Here is a 14,660-nt window from a genome sequence, read left to right as displayed (position 1 = left end):
CTTCGGCCATCCCTCTCGACGAGACACGACCGAAGGGATGCCCCATGGATGACGCGCTGATCCACGATCCGCAAGGCGGGATGCCACGGCTTCTGGCGATCATGGCCGCGCTGCGCGATCCCGACCGCGGCTGTCCCTGGGACCTGGAGCAGAGCTTCGCCACCATCGCCCCCTACACGATCGAGGAGGCCTTCGAGGTCGCCGACGTGATCGAACGCGAGGCCTGGGACGAGCTCAAGGGCGAGCTGGGCGATCTTCTCTTCCAGTCGGTCTTTCACGCGCAGATCGCCGCGGACCGGGGCCTGTTCGATTTCCACGACGTGGCCAATGCCATCGCCGACAAGATGGTTGCCCGGCACCCGCATGTCTTCGGCGACGAATCGAACGCGAAAAGCGCCGAACAGCAGACCCGCGACTGGGAGGCGGTGAAGGCCGCCGAACGCGCCGCCCGCGCCGAGACCGGGGTGCTCGACGGCGTGGCCCCCGGGCTGCCCGCCCTGACCCGCGCGGTGAAGCTGCAGAATCGTGCGGCCCGGGTGGGCTTCGACTGGCCCGAGACCGACCAGGTGATCGACAAGATCGTCGAGGAGGCGGGCGAGCTGCGCGCCGCGACCGATCCCGACCACCGGGCCGAGGAATTCGGCGATCTGATGTTCGTCATGGCCAATCTCGCCCGGCATCTGGGCATCGACCCCGAGGCGGCTCTGCGCGCGGCCAACCAGAAATTCATCCGCCGCTTCGGCGCGGTGGAGGCCGCGCTCGCCGCGGAGGGCAAGCGGCCCGAGGACAGCGATCTCGCGGAGATGGACGCGCTCTGGGATGCGGCGAAGGCCCGCGAAAAGTCCCGCGCCTGACGCTTTTCCGGCGCGGAAAAGCGGCCGGTTTCCGAACGCGGAAACCGCGCCCGGCCCGGCGGTCGCAACCGGATCCAGACCGTCGCAGGCGGGCCGCGCGGCAGCCCCGGCCCATCGCCGCCACACGCAAACGCGCCCCCGTACCGCGCCAACGCCACCACCCGCCCCGCTTTCTTCGCAAGAAAGCGCGAAAATGCCGCGCCGGCATTTTCCCTTCGAAAATTTATTCCGATTTTTTTTGTCGGGTATTGACCCGACTGTTTCAGTCAGGCATTTCTGCGCCATCGGAACAGATCGCACAGAGACAACAGGAGAGCTTATGTCCGTTCCCGCAAAGACGATCCAAGCAGCCACGCTGGCCCTGATCGCGGCCACGCCGGCCCTGGCCGAAGTCAACATCTACTCGCAGCGCCAGCCCGAACTGATCGCGCCGATCACCGATGCCTTCACCGCGCAGACCGGGATCGAGACCAATGTCGTCTATCTCGACGAGGGCCTGACCGAGCGTCTCTCCGCCGAAGGCAGCCGCAGCCCCGCCGACATCATCATGACCGTCGACATCGCGCGCCTGAGCCAGGCCGTGGATGCGGGCGTCACGCAGGCAGTCGAAAGCCCCGCGCTGGTCGAGAACATCCCCGCCGCGTTCCGCGATCCGGGCAACGAATGGTTCGGCGTGACCACCCGCGCGCGCATCGTCTATGCCTCGAAGGAGCGCGTCGATCCCTCGGAAATCACCACCTACGAGGATCTCGCCTCGGACAAGTGGGAAGGCCGCATCTGCACCCGCTCGGGCACGCATCCCTACAATCTCGCGCTGCTCTCGGCGATGATCCATCACCACGGCTACGACGCCGCCAAGGAATGGGCGCAGGGCCTCAAGGACAACCTCGCGCGCAAGCCGCAGGGCAATGACCGCGCGCAGGTCCGCGCGATCTGGGCCGGCGAATGCGACATCTCGCTCGGCAACACCTATTACATGGGCAAGATGCTCGAGGACGAGGAGCAGACCGCCTGGGCCGAAAGCGTCAACGTGCTGTTCCCGGCCTTCGAGGATGGCGGCACGCACATGAACGTGTCGGGCGCGGCGATGACCGCGGCGGCGCCGAACCGGGAGGACGCGCTGAAATTCATGGAATTCCTCGCCTCCTCCGACGCGCAGGAAATCTATGCCGAGGTGAATTACGAATACCCGGTCCGTCCCGGCGCCGAAACCTCCGAGACCGTGGCGTCCTGGGGCGCGTTCACCGCCGATGACGTCAACCTGATGGACCTCGCCGCCCTGCGCCCCGACGCGCTGCGGATCATGGAAGAGATCGATTTCGACGGCTGACGGTTCCCTCCGCGCTTGTCGACCACTGCCCCGGCATCCCCGATGCCGGGGTTTTTTGTGATCTCGGCAGGCTTTGGTGGTGTCGGGGCTTTCGAATGCTATGTCTTGGCGCCTAGACAGACCAAACGAACGAGCGAAGACACCGCAGATGTATTCCAAGCCCCATGTCGCGCCCGGCGCCAACGCCACCCGCCCGAGAGAGCTGCCGCTGCGCGCCTGGTTCCAGATCCTTCGGCGGGTCTACACCGACACGATCGAGGACAATGTCCTGGTGATCGCCGCGGGCGTGGCCTTTTTCGGCCTGCTGGCGATCTTTCCCGCGGTCACCGCGCTCATTTCGGTGGCGGGCTACGCGCTGGATCCGCAGGACGTGGCGGACGAGCTCGACGAACTGGCGATGCTGCTGCCCGAAAATGCCGCCAACATCCTGCAGGACCAGGTGATCCAGGTCACCGGCGGCTCCGACAGCGCCACGGGTCTGCTGTCCATGCTGTCGCTTCTGCTTGCGGTCTATGGGGCGACGCGCGGGGTCAAGACGCTGATGGCCGGGATCAACGTGGCCTATGGCGAACGCGAGCGGCGGGGCTTCTTCAAGCTCAACTTCACCGCCTACGTGCTGACCTCGGTGCTGATCTTCGGGGTGCTCGTGTCGCTGGCGATGATGATCGGCACACCTGCGGCGCTGGCCTTTCTGGGCGTGTCCTACGCGGTCGAGACGCTGGTGCTGGCCGCGCAATTCGTTCTGCTGGCACTGATGTCGGTGGGCGGGCTGTCCTTCCTCTACCGCTACGCGCCGTCGCGCCGGCCGCCGAAATGGCGCTGGGTGGTGCCCGGGGCGGTTCTGGCGACGCTTCTGTGGATGGTCGGCACGACCGGCTTCTCGATCTACGCCAAAAACTTCGCGAGCTACAACGAGACCTACGGCGCGCTCGGCGGTGTCATCATCCTGCTGACCTGGATGTGGCTCTCGGCCTTCATCATCCTGCTCGGCGCCGAGGTGAATGCCGAGATGGAATACCAGACGGGCCGCGATTCGACCGCCGGGAAGCGCGAGCGCCGCATGGGCGAGCGCGGCGCGGCCAAGGCCGACGCGATGCCCGGTCGGGTGGGCTCCCTGTCCCAGATGACCGGCGACTAGGGCCATGCACCTGCGCGCCCTCCGCCGAGCCGATGCTGCAACGCTGTCGCAGCTCGCCGAGGCGGCCTTCGCGCCTTATGTTGAGGTGATCGGCCGCCGCCCGGCCCCGATGGACGCGGATTACGGCGCCGCGATCCGCCGAGGCGGCGGCTACATGGTCGAGGATGCGCGCGGCCCGGCAGGCTTCTGCACCACCCGGATCGAGAGCGGATCGGTCTGGATCGACACCATCGCCGTGCGCCCCGATGCGCAGGCCGGCGGGCTCGGCAAGCGCCTGATCGCGGCCATCGAGGATTGGGCGCGCGAGATGGGCAGCCGCGATCTGCGGCTCTGCACCAATGTCGCGATGACCCGAAATCAGCGCCTCTATACCGCGATGGGCTTTGTCGAGACGCATCGCGCCGAGGTCGACGGCTATCACCGCGTCTTCTATCGCAAGACGCTCTAGCCGCGCCGACTGCGCGCCCTGCCCCGCACCTTTACCATCCCCATGCGCAGGCCCGGGAATCGCCGAGCCGAGCGCGCCGGGCGGGTGAATCCCGCCGCAAAAGAAAAACGGCACCCCGAAGGACGCCGTTTTCGAAAATACGAACTTTCAAGGGCGCTTACGCGGCTTCCTTGATGAACTTCACCGCATCGCCGAAGGTCTGGATGGTCTCGGCGGCGTCGTCGGGGATCTCGATCCCGAACTCTTCCTCGAACGCCATGACCAGTTCGACCGTGTCGAGGCTGTCCGCACCGAGGTCGTCGATGAACGAGGCGTTCTCGACCACTTTGTCCTCTTCCACGCCAAGATGCTCGACCACAATCTTGCGCACGCGATCTTCGATGTCGCTCATTGTCACTTCCTCATCGTTGTCCGGGCGACTTGGCCCAATATGCGCCTCCGGAGATGTCCCCGAAGATGCGATGTCCCCGGATCGCCCCGGGGGTGAAGGGTGTCAGGCCCGGATATGTGTCCCGGTTCCAAAACTGGCTGCGCTCTTACCACAGCGGTGTGCAGAGGCAAACGCTTTCCGCCCCTGCCGTCAACCCGTATCCTACAGCATCGCCATGCCGCCGTTGACGTGCAGCGTGGTGCCGGTGACGTAACCCGCCTCGGGGCTCGCGAGATAGAGAACCGCCGCGGCGATCTCCCCGGGCGTGCCCATGCGCGCCATGGGAATCTGGCCCATGATCTGGCCTTTCTGCTCGTCGGTGAGCTTCTCGGTCATCGCGGTCTCGATGAAGCCGGGCGCCACGGCGTTGACAGTGATGTTGCGGGTCGCGACCTCGTAGGCCAGCGATTTCGACATGCCGACCATGCCCGCCTTGGCGGCGGCGTAATTGGCCTGGCCCGGGTTGCCGGTGGCCCCCACGATCGACGAGATGTTCACGATCCGGCCCCAGCGCGCCTTCATCATGCCGCGCATCACGCCCTTGCAGAGCTTGAAGGTCGCGGTGAGGTTCACGTCCAGCACCGATTGCCACTCGTCATCCGACATCCGCATGAAGATGTTGTCGCGGGTGATGCCCGCGTTGTTCACGAGGATGTCGACCGCGCCCATGGCCTCGGCCGCCTGTTTCGGCAGGGCCGCCACGGCCTCCGCATCCGAAAGGTTGCAGGGCAGCACGAAGGCGCGCTCGCCGAGTTCCCCGGCAAGCTCCTGCAGCGGCGCCTCGCGGGTCCCCGAAAGGCCCACCTGGGCGCCTGCGCCATGCAGCGCGCGGGCGATCTCGCCCCCGATGCCGCCCGAGGCGCCGGTGATCAGCGCCGATTTTCCCGTCAGATCGAACATTTTCTCTCTCCCGTCTCCGCGCCCTGCGGGGCGCCCGTACCTTAAGCGAGGCGTCGCACCTCATCGGGCCCTGCCGGGCCCTTTTTGGCCCTAGCCGGCGGCCGCCGCCGCGACATCGGCGGGCGTCGCGATGTTGCGCGTCCCGGCCTCCTTCGCGATCCGCTTCACCATGCCCGAAAGCGCCTTGCCCGCGCCCACTTCCCAGAAGGCGTCCACGCCCTGCGCGGCCATCCAGGCGACGCTTTCGCGCCAGCGCACCACGCCCGTCACCTGCTCCACCAGCAGCGCGCGGATGGCGTCCGGGTCGCTCACGGCCTCGGCGCGCACGTTGCACACGACCGGCACGGCGGGCGCGCTGATGTCGATTTCGGCCAGCGTCTCTTGCATGACCCGCGCGGCGGGGGCCATCAGGCTGCAATGGAAGGGCGCCGAGACCGGCAGCATCAGCGCGCGCTTGGCGCCCTTGTCCTTGGCCAGCGCCGCGGCGCGTTCCACCGCCGCCTTGTGCCCCGAGATGACCACCTGCGCGGGATCGTTGTCGTTGGCCGCGGCGCAGACGCCGTCTTCGGCGGCCTCGGCGGCGATGGCGCGCACCGCTTCGATATCGAGCCCGAGGATCGCCGCCATCGCGCCCTCGCCCACCGGCACCGCCTCCTGCATGGCGCGGCCCCGGATGCGCAGCGCCCGCGCGCAATCGGCGAGGCTGAGCGCGCCCGCGGCGGCCAGCGCGGAATATTCGCCCAGCGAATGGCCCGCGACGTAATCGGCATCGGTCACCTTGATGCCCGCGGCCTCGAGGGCGCGCATCGCCGCCATCGAGGTGGCCATCAGCGCGGGCTGGGCGTTCTCGGTCAGGGTCAGCGTCTCCGCCTCGCCCTCCCAGATCAGCGCCGAAAGCTTCTGCCCCAGCGCGTCGTCGACCTCGTCGAAGACGGCGCGGGCGGCGGGATAGGCCTCCGCCAGATCGCGGCCCATGCCGATGGCCTGGGCGCTCTGGCCCGGAAAGAGGAAAGCGCGGCTCATAAGGTCCTCCGAATTTCTGTCCCCCGGACCTCTTGGCGGGCCCCGGTCCGACGCAGCGCGTGGTCCGAGGGGTGTAGCGGGCGGCGCCGGGTGACGCAACGGGATGCGCACCCGCTGTGCGGTCCTGCGCGATTGCTCCGGCGCGCGCGGCATCTATCTGGAACCCAACCACATTCGAGATCACGGATCGAAGGACCCGCAAGACATGCCCGCAGGAAACACCCTGACCCGCTACGGCTGGGTCGCCAAATCCTTTCACTGGATCATCGCCCTCGGGATGATCGCGAACATCGCCTTGGGCCTCTGGGCCGAATGGCTGCCGCTGGGCGGCGAGGACGAGATCGCGCTGAAGAAGACCGCCTTCTCGATCCACAAGACGCTGGGCGTCACCATCCTCTTCGCGGCGATCCTGCGTGTGCTCTGGGCCATCGCGCAACCCAAGCCCGTGCCACTGCATCCCGAACGGCGGGTCGAGACCTTCGCCGCCGGCGTCGCGCATTGGCTGCTTTATGGCTCGATCATCCTCATCCCGCTGTCGGGCTGGGCCTACCACTCGGCCACCACGGGCTTCGCGCCGATCTGGTGGCCCTTGGGCCAGTCGCTGCCCTTCATTTCCGAGGACGAGGCGCTGGCGGAGGTCTTCTCGACTTTGCATTACCTCTTCAACGTGACGCTCTGGCTGGCGTTGGCGGCGCACATCTTGGGCGCGCTCAAGCACCACATCATCGACCGCGACGCGACGCTGGCGCGGATGCTGCCGGGCCGCACCGAGGCCGGCATCGTGCCGGTCCGCCAGGGGCACGTTCTGCCCGCCTTCGCCGCCGTCGCGGTCTGGGCGGTGGTTCTGGGCGGCGCGGGCGCCGCGGGCTGGTACGCGCCCGAAGAGACCGGCACCGAGACCGCCGCGCTCGAGGAGGTGGCCTCGGACTGGGTCGTGGAGGACGGCACGCTCGCCCTCTCGATCACCCAGAACGGCTCCGAAGTGACGGGCGAGTTCGCCGACTGGACCGCCGACATCACCTTCGAGGAACAGGACAAGCCCGGCATCTGGGGCGATGTCACCGTCGAGGTGGCGATCGCCTCGCTGACGCTGGGATCGGTGACGGGCCAGGCGAAGGGCCCCGATTTCCTTGCCGCCGAAGAGCATCCCCGCGCCCGTTTTGAGGCTGATATCGTCAAGGTCGCCGACGGCTACGAGGCCCGCGGCACGCTGACCCTGAAGGGCGAGACCGCCCCCCTGACCCTGCCTTTCCAACTGCTGATCTCCGAGGATGGCGTGGCCGAGATGGATGGCCGCCTGACCATGGACCGCCGCACCTTCGGCGTCGGCACGAACATCCAGGACGAAGGGCAGCTCGGCTTTTCCGTGGGCCTGCGGGTGACCCTGACCGCGCGCCGGCAGGCCGAAGCGGGCGCCTGAACGCGGGCGCGCGATTGGCGCGCGCCGGGACCGCACCCGCGGGACCGGCGCCGTTACCCTCTGCGCCCGCGCCTGACGCCACATAAGGCACAGGCGCGGTTCCCCGCCCGGCCCGCGCGCTCAACCTCCCCAAATCCGTAGCACGCCCCACCGCAAAACCCCGGTCCGGCACGCAAATCCGTCTCCGCTCTCGGTACCGTGAAGTTCCCGCGACGTCTCGTCTCTGGCAGCCGCGTCTTGAGGGGCCACCTATGTACCAACAAGGCAACGAACCAACCAAAGGACGTACCATGAAACGCATTCTGATGACCGCCACCGCCGCCATCGCCCTCGCCTCCCCGGCCCTCGCCGAGACCATCGAGATCGAGATGCTGAACCGCGATGCGGACGGCAACAACATGGTCTTCGGCCAGGAACTGATCGAAGCCGAGGTCGGCGACGTGATCCGCTTCGTGCCCACCGACAAGGGCCACAACGCCCAGTCCGTCGACGGCGCGATCCCCGAAGGTCAGGAAGAGTTCCGCGGCCGCATCAATGAGGCCGTCGAATACGAGATCACCGAAGCGGGCCTCACCGCCGTGATCTGCCAGCCGCATGTGGGCCTCGGCATGGCCGCGCTGATCGTGGCGGGCGGCGACACGTCGAACGCCGACGCGGTGCTCGAGGCACGCATCCCCGGCCGCTCCGGCGACAAGATCGAGGCGCTGGTCGAGGAAGCGCAAGCGCTCGGCAGCTAATTCTCAGGTGGACAAAGGCATCCACAGCGTTGCCGCCTGACCGAAACAAAACGCCCGCCCCTCCCGGCGGGCGTTTTTTCGTGGCGGGCGCCCCCGTCAGCCGTCAGCGGCCAAGGGATCCGGCCCGAAATCGTTCACCCCGTCCATGCCGCGCTGTACGAAGAAGTAGATCAGCACCAGCGCGCCGATGACGGGGATGAGGCAGAGCAGATACCACCAACCCGACTTGCCGATATCGTGCAGCCGCCGGACGCCCACCGCGAGGGCGGGCAGAAACACCGCCAGCGAGAAAAGCGCCCCCAGGATCGAGACCGGCTGCCCGTCGGTCGCGGTGCCGAAGAGCAGCCCGTCGATCATGCTCAACACCATGTTGGCAACGGTCACGAACAGGATGAACCACCAGAATTCCGACCGCCGAGCGCGTCCGCGAAAGGTGGCATATTTCGAAAAACAGGTCGTGACGGCGTCCTGGAAATTCATCGCGTGCTCCAAATGCCTTGTTCAAATCGCGGCGCTCAATGTCGGCGCTTCGCGTCGAAAGCATGCCCGGCCCGCCGCCATGCAGCAAGGCAATGGGCCCTCACGGCGCGGCGACAGCCCGGCCCAAGGCCTGCCGGGCAAAAAAAACGCCCACCGAACCGGCGGGCGCTCTGTTCAGAACCATCACGCGATGCGCGATTGGACCGGCTTAGTTGGAGGCTTGGTCCACATCGGCCTTGGAGGCCTCGATCGAGATCATCACCTGCACCTCGTCGGAGACGTAGGGTGCGAAGGCGCCGACATTGAAGTCCGAACGCAGCACCGTGGTGGTCGCGTCGAAACCGACCCAAGGCTTGTTCTCCATCGGGTGCGCCATCTGCTGGTTCAGCGTCGCGTCCAGCGTCACGGCCTTGGTCACGCCGTTCATCGACAGATCGCCGGTGATCTCGGCGGTGTTCTCGCCGGTCACTTCGATACCGGTCGAGGTAAAGGTGACCATGTCGCCGTCTTCCGCGCCGAAGAAGTCATCGGCCATGAAATGGTTGAAGCGTGCTTCCCAGCCGGTGAACATCGACATCACCGGGAAGGAGACCTCGACGGAGGAGTTCGCGGGGTCTTCCTCGTCGAACATGATCTCGCCCTCGAACCCCGAGAACATCCCGTAGGTGGTCGAGAAGCCGAGGTGGTTGTAGTTGAACACGATCTGGCTGTGGCTCGGGTCGAGGATCCACTTCTCGGGCGCGGCGAACGCGGCGAGCGGCAGGGCGGTCAGGGCGGCGGCAAAGGCGAACGTCTTCATGATATCTCCATCTGTTGGCCGGATGTGGCCTGTTGTGATGAAGAAGATGCGGCTCGGCGCGCAAACGCCAAGCCCATGAGAAATCACACAACCTGTGGAATTATGAACACTTGTCTTTTTCCGCGCACAGACGTCGCAGGACCCGCGCGGAAGGCGCCTCAGCGGGCGTGGCGGGCAAAGCCCAGGGCGGCCAGACCGGCACCGCCGAGGAACACCGACAGGCCCAGCTTGACCAGCGCGATCTCCGGCAGGGCGAGCCCGGTATCCGCGATCCAGATCCCCGGAACCGCCACGAGACAGCCGAGGCCGAGCGCGCCGAACCAGAGGCGCGCGAGGATCGACAGGCCCACCGGCATCTCCGCCGGTTCGGTGCTGTGCAGATCGTTGACATAGGCCATGGGACAATTCCTCCGATTGTTCTCGGAATGGAATTAATCGCCTGAAACGGACCGGATTGGGGCACGCACGGGGAAATGTGCAGGCACCCTGCCCCCGCTTCGCCACAATTGGCCCGCCGCGTTCGCCTGAAACACCGCCGCGCTACGGCGCCACGGCGCTGCCCGGTCCCGCCGGCCTCCGCACGGGAAGCGGACCTTGCGCCACCGGCCATTCCGTGTATACGGAGCGCTCCTTTCGCAAGACGTATCACCCCGCGCAGACTCTCGTGGACAGGGGCGGAAGGATCACCAGCCTGTCCTATGAAATGCGCCGACATATGAACGGAGACCACATGCCGCTTTACGAGCATGTCTTTATCTCGCGCCAGGACCTGTCCAACACCCAGGCCGAGGGCCTCGTCGAACATTTCTCGTCCATTCTCACCGATAACGGCGGCACGCTCGTCGAGTCGGAGTATTGGGGCGTGAAGACCATGGCCTACAAGATCAACAAGAACCGCAAGGGCCATTACGCCTTCCTGAAGACCGACGCGCCCGCCGACGCGGTCCAGGAAATGGAGCGCCTGATGCGCCTGCATGACGACGTGATGCGCGTGATGACCATCAAGGTCGACGCCCACGAAGAGGGCCCCTCGGCCCAGATGCAGAAACGCGACGAACGCGACACCCGTCGCGAGCGCCGCAACTGATCGCCTGAAGAAAAGGACATAACCCATGGCAGCAAAACCGTTTTTCCGCCGCCGCAAGGTCTGCCCGTTCTCGGGCGACAATGCGCCGAAGATCGACTACAAGGACACCAAGCTCCTGCAGCGCTACATTTCCGAGCGCGGCAAGATCGTCCCCTCGCGCATCACCGCCGTCTCGGCCAAGAAGCAGCGTGAGCTGGCCCGTGCGATCAAGCGCGCCCGCTTCCTCGCCCTTCTGCCCTACGCCGTGAAGTAAGGAGAGCACGCACATGCAAGTCATTCTTCTGGAACGCGTGGCCAAGCTCGGCCAGATGGGCGACGTCGTCGACGTCAAGCCCGGCTTCGCGCGCAACTACCTTCTGCTGCAGGGCAAGGCCCTGACCGCGTCGAAGGAAAACATCGCCTCCTTCGAGGGCCAGAAGGCCCAGCTCGAGGCGCGCAACCTCGAGACCCGCAAGGAAGCCGAAGCCGTGGCCGACAAGCTCGGCGGCGAGCAGTTCGTGGTGATTCGCCAGGCCTCCGACGGCGGCAACCTCTACGGCTCCGTGACCACGCGCGACGCCTCGGACGTCTGCAAGGAAGCGGGCTTCGATGTCGACCGCAAGCAGGTCATCATCCGCGAGCCCATCAAGGAGCTGGGCCTGCACGAGGTCGAGCTGCACCTGCACCCCGAAGTAATCACCACGATCACCCTCAACGTCGCCCGCTCGCCCGAAGAGGCCGAGCTGCAGGCGTCGGGCCGCACCATCCAGGATGCCGCCGCCGAGGAAGAGGCGCAGGCCGAGTTCGAAATCGCCGAGCTCTTCGACGATCTGGGCGCCGCCCAGCTCGACGAGCTGGAGACCGAGGTCGAGCAGGCCACCGATCAGCCCGCCGTCCAGGAAAAGGACGAGCTGGACGAGAAGCTCGACGACGACAAGTAAGCACCGGTTTCCGAACCGATTGTTCTCGAAAAGGCCGCGGCGCATCACGCCCGCGGCCTTTTTCATTGCGCGTTTATCTACGCACGTTTCCGGGTGCGCAGAACGACCCGGCCACATGCCCTAGCGTCCCGAAGGCCCGACACCGCCCCGCGCCTGCGCAAACCGGTTGACGCCGCCCCACGCCGATAGTCGTTTAGGCGCAGAGAAAAGCCCGCGGCCGCCCCTCGGGACCACAGACGCCGCGCAACGCCGGAGGGCCAAAATGATCACCCGCATCTACAGAGTGCGCATCAAGCCCGAACTCCGCGCGGAATTCGAACCGCTCTTTCGCACCGTGGCCCGGTCGTCGGTGGCCCGCTTCGCCGGCTGCACGCAGGTGACCGTCGGCGGCCCGACAGAGGCGGAGCCGGACGACTATGCCATGATCTCGGTCTGGGACAGCGAAGCGAGCCTGGGAGAATTCGCGGGATCCGATTGGACCATCGCCCATATCCCGGAGGGCATGGAAAAATTCGTCGCCGAATGCTGGGTGCATCACTTCCGTCACATGTGACCCGTGCGCGGGATGCCGGGCCCGGCGGACCGCGCGCCCGGCCGAACACCCCGCCCGCGCCCTGCATTCCAGCCCTCGAATGCGCCACCGCACCGGCGGATTGCGCTTGCATCCCGGACCGATCCCGCCAGCTTGTCCCGGACCCAAGGGAGAGCGACCATGAAACTCGCCGTGCTCGACGATTACCACGATTACGCCCGGCGCTTCGCCGATTTCGGCCCGGATTGCGAAGTGACGGTCTTCCGCGACCCGATCGCGCCCGATGCGCTGGCCGCGACGCTGGCACCCTTTGACGCGCTTTGCGTGATGCGCGAACGCACGCCCCTGACCGCCGCGCTGATCGACGCCTTGCCCAACCTGCGGCTCATCGTGACCACCGGCATGCGCAACCTCGCCATCGACACCGAGGCCGCCGCGGCGCACGGCATCACGGTCTGCGGCACGGCGAGCCGCACCCCCGCCACGACGCAACTCGCCATGACGCTGATCCTGATGGCCACGCGCAACATCCTGCCGAACCTCGCCGCGGTGAATGCCGGGGGATGGCAGGCGGAGGCGGGCCGCGATCTCGACGGGCTGACGCTGGGCCTGGTCGGGCTGGGCCGCCTCGGCGCGCTCATGGCCGAGATGGCGCGGTCTTTCGGCATGGACATCGTCGCCTGGAGCGAGAACCTCACGCCCGCGCGCTGCGACGAGGTCGGCGTGCGGCAGGCCCCCAGCCTCGCGGCCCTTCTGGCCGAGGCCGATGTCGCCTCGATCCATCTCGTCCTGTCGGAGCGCACGCGCGGGCTGATCGGCGCGGCGGAGCTTGCGTCGATGAAGCCCGACGCGGTGCTGGTGAACACCTCGCGCGGCCCGATCCTCGACGAGGCCGCCATCGTGCCTGCCCTGCGCGCCGGTCGCCCGGGCTGCATCGCGCTCGACGTGTTCGACACCGAACCCCTGCCCGCCGCGCATCCCCTGCGCGACGCCCCGCTGATCGAGGCCGGCCGGCTGATCCTCAGCCCGCATATCGGCTACGGCGCGCTGCAGACCTATCAGACCATGTATGAAGAGGCCGGCGACTGCGTGCGGGCCTTCAACGCCGGCGCCCCCGTCCGGGTCCTGTAACGCCGCGCCCCGGGCCCGATCCGGGGCCCGACCCCCGACCCAACGAAAAAGGCCGTCCCGAAGGACGGCCTTTCTCTTTTCCGGTCGCGAAAAGGATCACTCCTCGTCGAGGGCCTCCACGGCCTTCTGAAGCTCTTCCTTGGTGACTTCCTTCTCGGTCACGTCGGCCTGCTCGACGACCGTGTCGATCACCTTGTCCTCGAAGATCGGCGCGCGCATCTGCTGCTGCATCTGCTGGTTCTGGCGTACGAAGTCGAAGAAGGCGCGCTCCTGGCCGGGATATTGCCGCGCTTGGTTCATGATCGCCTGGGTCATCTCGGCGTCAGTCACCTGCACTTCGGCCTTCTGGCCAAGCTCGGCCAGCAGCAGGCCCAGGCGCACGCGGCGCTCGGCCAGCTTGTTGTGCTCGTCGGTGGGCTCGATCTCGCCGTGGTCGTGGCCCTGATCCTCGGGATGCTCTTCGTGGTAGATCTGGTGCGCGATCTGCTTGGCCTCGGCCTCGACGAGGCTCGGCGGCAGGTCGAAGCTGACCTTCTTGTCCAGCGCGTCGAGCACCTGGCGCTTCATCACCTGGCGCGCGGCACCCTGGTACTCGGCCTCGAGCCGCTCGCGGATCTGGCCCTTCAGCGCCTCGAGATCCTCGGCGCCGAACTTCTCGGCCAGCGCGTCGTTGATCTCGGCCGCGACGGGCTTCTTGACGGCCTTGACCGTCACGTCGAACACCGCGTCCTTGCCGGCCAGGTTCTCGGCGCCGTATTCCTCGGGGAACTTGACCTCGACGGCCTTCTCGTCGCCTTCCTTGACGCCCACGAGTTGCTCTTCGAAGCCCGGGATGAAGGAATTGGAGCCGAGCGTCAGGGGATAATCCTCCGCGGCACCCCCTTCGAAGGCCTCACCGTCGACCTTGCCGACGAAGTCGATCACGACCTGGTCGCCGTCCTTGGACTTGGTGCCCTTCTTGCGGTCCAAGAAGTCCTGCGCGGTCTCGGCGAGGTTCTTCAGCGCCTCGTCCACATCCTCCTCGGAGGCCTTGGCAACGAGCTTCTCGATCTTCAGGTCCGACAGGTCGACCTCGGGGATCTCGGGCAGCTTCTCGTAGGACATCTCGACATCGACGTCGTCGCCCTCTTTCCAGTCCTCGTTGGTCATCTTGACCTGGGGCTGCATGGCGGGACGGTCGCCGCTGTCCTGGAAATGCTTGTTCATGGCGCCGTCGACGGCTTCCTGCATGGCCTCGCCAAGAAGGCGCTCGCCGAACTGCTTCTTGAGCAGGGCCATGGGCACCTTGCCCTTGCGAAAGCCCTTCATCTCGATCTCGGGCTGCGCCTCGGTGAGCTTTTCGTTGACCTTCGCGTCCAACTCGTCCGCCGTCACCTTGATCGCGTATCCGCGCTTCAGGCCGTCGTTCAGGGTCTCGGTGACCTGCATTTC

The 14,660-nt window shown here is 66.7% G+C and carries 18 protein-coding genes; 11 read left to right on the top strand and 7 right to left on the bottom strand.

All coding sequences use genetic code 11. The features are described from left to right. Positions 1-44 precede the first annotated feature (44 nt). From mazG to BW990_RS11925, 4 genes are all read left to right on the top strand, one after another. On the top strand, positions 45-854 hold the full coding sequence (gene mazG, locus BW990_RS11940; protein ID WP_076448269.1) for a nucleoside triphosphate pyrophosphohydrolase: 810 nt from the start codon (positions 45-47) through the stop codon (positions 852-854). Between the two features lie 319 nt (positions 855-1,173). Then, positions 1,174-2,184 (top strand): Fe(3+) ABC transporter substrate-binding protein, encoded by a 1,011-nt coding sequence (locus tag BW990_RS11935; RefSeq protein ID WP_076448268.1) that lies wholly within the window; start codon positions 1,174-1,176, stop codon positions 2,182-2,184. A 148-nt stretch (positions 2,185-2,332) separates the two neighbouring features. Beyond that, complete coding sequence (locus tag BW990_RS11930; RefSeq protein ID WP_076448267.1) at positions 2,333-3,322, top strand: YihY/virulence factor BrkB family protein; 990 nt, start codon at positions 2,333-2,335, stop codon at positions 3,320-3,322. A 4-nt stretch (positions 3,323-3,326) separates the two neighbouring features. Then, complete coding sequence (locus BW990_RS11925) at positions 3,327-3,770, top strand: GNAT family N-acetyltransferase (RefSeq protein WP_076448266.1); 444 nt, start codon at positions 3,327-3,329, stop codon at positions 3,768-3,770. 157 nt (positions 3,771-3,927) lie between these two features. Here the strand turns inward: BW990_RS11925 and BW990_RS11920 are convergent, their stop codons facing one another. The 3 genes from BW990_RS11920 to fabD form a co-directional block, all read right to left on the bottom strand. Further along, a complete protein-coding gene (locus BW990_RS11920; RefSeq protein ID WP_076448265.1) occupies positions 3,928-4,161 on the bottom strand; it encodes an acyl carrier protein in 234 nt (77 codons plus the stop codon). Positions 4,162-4,362: 201 nt separating this feature from the next. Continuing rightward, positions 4,363-5,100 (bottom strand): 3-oxoacyl-[acyl-carrier-protein] reductase, encoded by a 738-nt coding sequence (gene fabG / locus BW990_RS11915; RefSeq protein WP_076448264.1) that lies wholly within the window; start codon positions 5,098-5,100, stop codon positions 4,363-4,365. Positions 5,101-5,190: 90 nt separating this feature from the next. Continuing rightward, positions 5,191-6,123 carry an ACP S-malonyltransferase gene (fabD, locus tag BW990_RS11910; RefSeq protein ID WP_076448263.1) on the bottom strand — a complete coding sequence of 311 codons (933 nt, stop codon included), beginning with the start codon at positions 6,121-6,123 and terminating at the stop codon, positions 5,191-5,193. Positions 6,124-6,328: 205 nt separating this feature from the next. Here fabD and BW990_RS11905 point away from each other — a divergent pair, with 205 nt between their 5' ends. Then, positions 6,329-7,543: a cytochrome b/b6 domain-containing protein gene (locus BW990_RS11905; protein WP_076448346.1), complete on the top strand. Its 1,215-nt coding sequence runs from the start codon at positions 6,329-6,331 to the stop codon at positions 7,541-7,543. A gap of 290 nt (positions 7,544-7,833) precedes the next feature. Continuing rightward, positions 7,834-8,280 (top strand): plastocyanin/azurin family copper-binding protein, encoded by a 447-nt coding sequence (locus BW990_RS11900; protein WP_076448262.1) that lies wholly within the window; start codon positions 7,834-7,836, stop codon positions 8,278-8,280. Positions 8,281-8,376: 96 nt separating this feature from the next. Here BW990_RS11900 and BW990_RS11895 read toward each other — a convergent pair whose 3' ends face one another. The 3 genes from BW990_RS11895 to BW990_RS11885 all read right to left on the bottom strand — a co-directional run bounded on the left by BW990_RS11895 (position 8,377) and on the right by BW990_RS11885 (position 9,957). After that, positions 8,377-8,760: a DUF805 domain-containing protein gene (locus BW990_RS11895; protein WP_076448261.1), complete on the bottom strand. Its 384-nt coding sequence runs from the start codon at positions 8,758-8,760 to the stop codon at positions 8,377-8,379. A 208-nt stretch (positions 8,761-8,968) separates the two neighbouring features. Beyond that, on the bottom strand, positions 8,969-9,559 hold the full coding sequence (locus BW990_RS11890) for a YceI family protein (protein WP_076448260.1): 591 nt from the start codon (positions 9,557-9,559) through the stop codon (positions 8,969-8,971). A 158-nt stretch (positions 9,560-9,717) separates the two neighbouring features. Next, positions 9,718-9,957, bottom strand: coding sequence for a hypothetical protein (locus tag BW990_RS11885; protein ID WP_076448259.1), 240 nt, complete (start codon positions 9,955-9,957; stop codon positions 9,718-9,720). Positions 9,958-10,289: 332 nt separating this feature from the next. On the opposite strand from BW990_RS11885, the gene rpsF reads away from it, so the two are divergent. The 5 genes from rpsF to BW990_RS11860 all read left to right on the top strand — a co-directional run bounded on the left by rpsF (position 10,290) and on the right by BW990_RS11860 (position 13,229). Then, the gene (gene rpsF / locus BW990_RS11880) at positions 10,290-10,646 is read left to right on the top strand and encodes a 30S ribosomal protein S6 (RefSeq protein WP_076448345.1); all 357 of its coding nucleotides are present in this window, start codon (positions 10,290-10,292) and stop codon (positions 10,644-10,646) included. A gap of 25 nt (positions 10,647-10,671) precedes the next feature. Then, positions 10,672-10,899 (top strand): 30S ribosomal protein S18, encoded by a 228-nt coding sequence (rpsR, locus tag BW990_RS11875; RefSeq protein WP_008328567.1) that lies wholly within the window; start codon positions 10,672-10,674, stop codon positions 10,897-10,899. 13 nt (positions 10,900-10,912) lie between these two features. Then, positions 10,913-11,566, top strand: coding sequence for a 50S ribosomal protein L9 (gene rplI, locus BW990_RS11870; RefSeq protein ID WP_076448258.1), 654 nt, complete (start codon positions 10,913-10,915; stop codon positions 11,564-11,566). 262 nt (positions 11,567-11,828) lie between these two features. Continuing rightward, the gene (locus tag BW990_RS11865; protein WP_076448257.1) at positions 11,829-12,119 is read left to right on the top strand and encodes an antibiotic biosynthesis monooxygenase family protein; all 291 of its coding nucleotides are present in this window, start codon (positions 11,829-11,831) and stop codon (positions 12,117-12,119) included. Between the two features lie 159 nt (positions 12,120-12,278). Then, positions 12,279-13,229 (top strand): D-2-hydroxyacid dehydrogenase family protein, encoded by a 951-nt coding sequence (locus BW990_RS11860; RefSeq protein WP_076448256.1) that lies wholly within the window; start codon positions 12,279-12,281, stop codon positions 13,227-13,229. A 96-nt stretch (positions 13,230-13,325) separates the two neighbouring features. On the opposite strand, the gene tig is transcribed toward BW990_RS11860, so the two are convergent. Continuing rightward, positions 13,326-14,657: a trigger factor gene (tig, locus tag BW990_RS11855; protein WP_076448255.1), complete on the bottom strand. Its 1,332-nt coding sequence runs from the start codon at positions 14,655-14,657 to the stop codon at positions 13,326-13,328. Positions 14,658-14,660 lie beyond the last annotated feature (3 nt).

It is taken from the genome of Roseivivax lentus (assembly GCF_900156805.1).
GTDB classification, from domain to species: Bacteria; Pseudomonadota; Alphaproteobacteria; order Rhodobacterales; family Rhodobacteraceae; genus Roseivivax; species Roseivivax lentus.
The sequence above is the reverse complement of the archived record's forward strand: the minus strand, read 5'-3'. Positions and strand labels throughout refer to the sequence as shown.

Coding starts and splice junctions, on each gene's coding strand:
- BW990_RS11930 (WP_076448267.1), top strand. CDS start 2,333: ATGTATTCCAAGCCCCATGTCGCGCCCGGCGCCAACGCCACCCGCCCG.
- BW990_RS11895 (WP_076448261.1), bottom strand. CDS start 8,760: ATGAATTTCCAGGACGCCGTCACGACCTGTTTTTCGAAATATGCCACC.
- BW990_RS11885 (WP_076448259.1), bottom strand. CDS start 9,957: ATGGCCTATGTCAACGATCTGCACAGCACCGAACCGGCGGAGATGCCG.
- rpsR (WP_008328567.1), top strand. CDS start 10,672: ATGGCAGCAAAACCGTTTTTCCGCCGCCGCAAGGTCTGCCCGTTCTCG.
- tig (WP_076448255.1), bottom strand. CDS start 14,657: ATGCAGGTCACCGAGACCCTGAACGACGGCCTGAAGCGCGGATACGCG.
- BW990_RS11925 (WP_076448266.1), top strand. CDS start 3,327: ATGCACCTGCGCGCCCTCCGCCGAGCCGATGCTGCAACGCTGTCGCAG.
- BW990_RS11935 (WP_076448268.1), top strand. CDS start 1,174: ATGTCCGTTCCCGCAAAGACGATCCAAGCAGCCACGCTGGCCCTGATC.
- BW990_RS11860 (WP_076448256.1), top strand. CDS start 12,279: ATGAAACTCGCCGTGCTCGACGATTACCACGATTACGCCCGGCGCTTC.
- BW990_RS11890 (WP_076448260.1), bottom strand. CDS start 9,559: ATGAAGACGTTCGCCTTTGCCGCCGCCCTGACCGCCCTGCCGCTCGCC.
- BW990_RS11905 (WP_076448346.1), top strand. CDS start 6,329: ATGCCCGCAGGAAACACCCTGACCCGCTACGGCTGGGTCGCCAAATCC.
- BW990_RS11920 (WP_076448265.1), bottom strand. CDS start 4,161: ATGAGCGACATCGAAGATCGCGTGCGCAAGATTGTGGTCGAGCATCTT.
- BW990_RS11900 (WP_076448262.1), top strand. CDS start 7,834: ATGAAACGCATTCTGATGACCGCCACCGCCGCCATCGCCCTCGCCTCC.
- BW990_RS11865 (WP_076448257.1), top strand. CDS start 11,829: ATGATCACCCGCATCTACAGAGTGCGCATCAAGCCCGAACTCCGCGCG.
- fabD (WP_076448263.1), bottom strand. CDS start 6,123: ATGAGCCGCGCTTTCCTCTTTCCGGGCCAGAGCGCCCAGGCCATCGGC.
- fabG (WP_076448264.1), bottom strand. CDS start 5,100: ATGTTCGATCTGACGGGAAAATCGGCGCTGATCACCGGCGCCTCGGGC.
- rpsF (WP_076448345.1), top strand. CDS start 10,290: ATGCCGCTTTACGAGCATGTCTTTATCTCGCGCCAGGACCTGTCCAAC.
- rplI (WP_076448258.1), top strand. CDS start 10,913: ATGCAAGTCATTCTTCTGGAACGCGTGGCCAAGCTCGGCCAGATGGGC.
- mazG (WP_076448269.1), top strand. CDS start 45: ATGGATGACGCGCTGATCCACGATCCGCAAGGCGGGATGCCACGGCTT.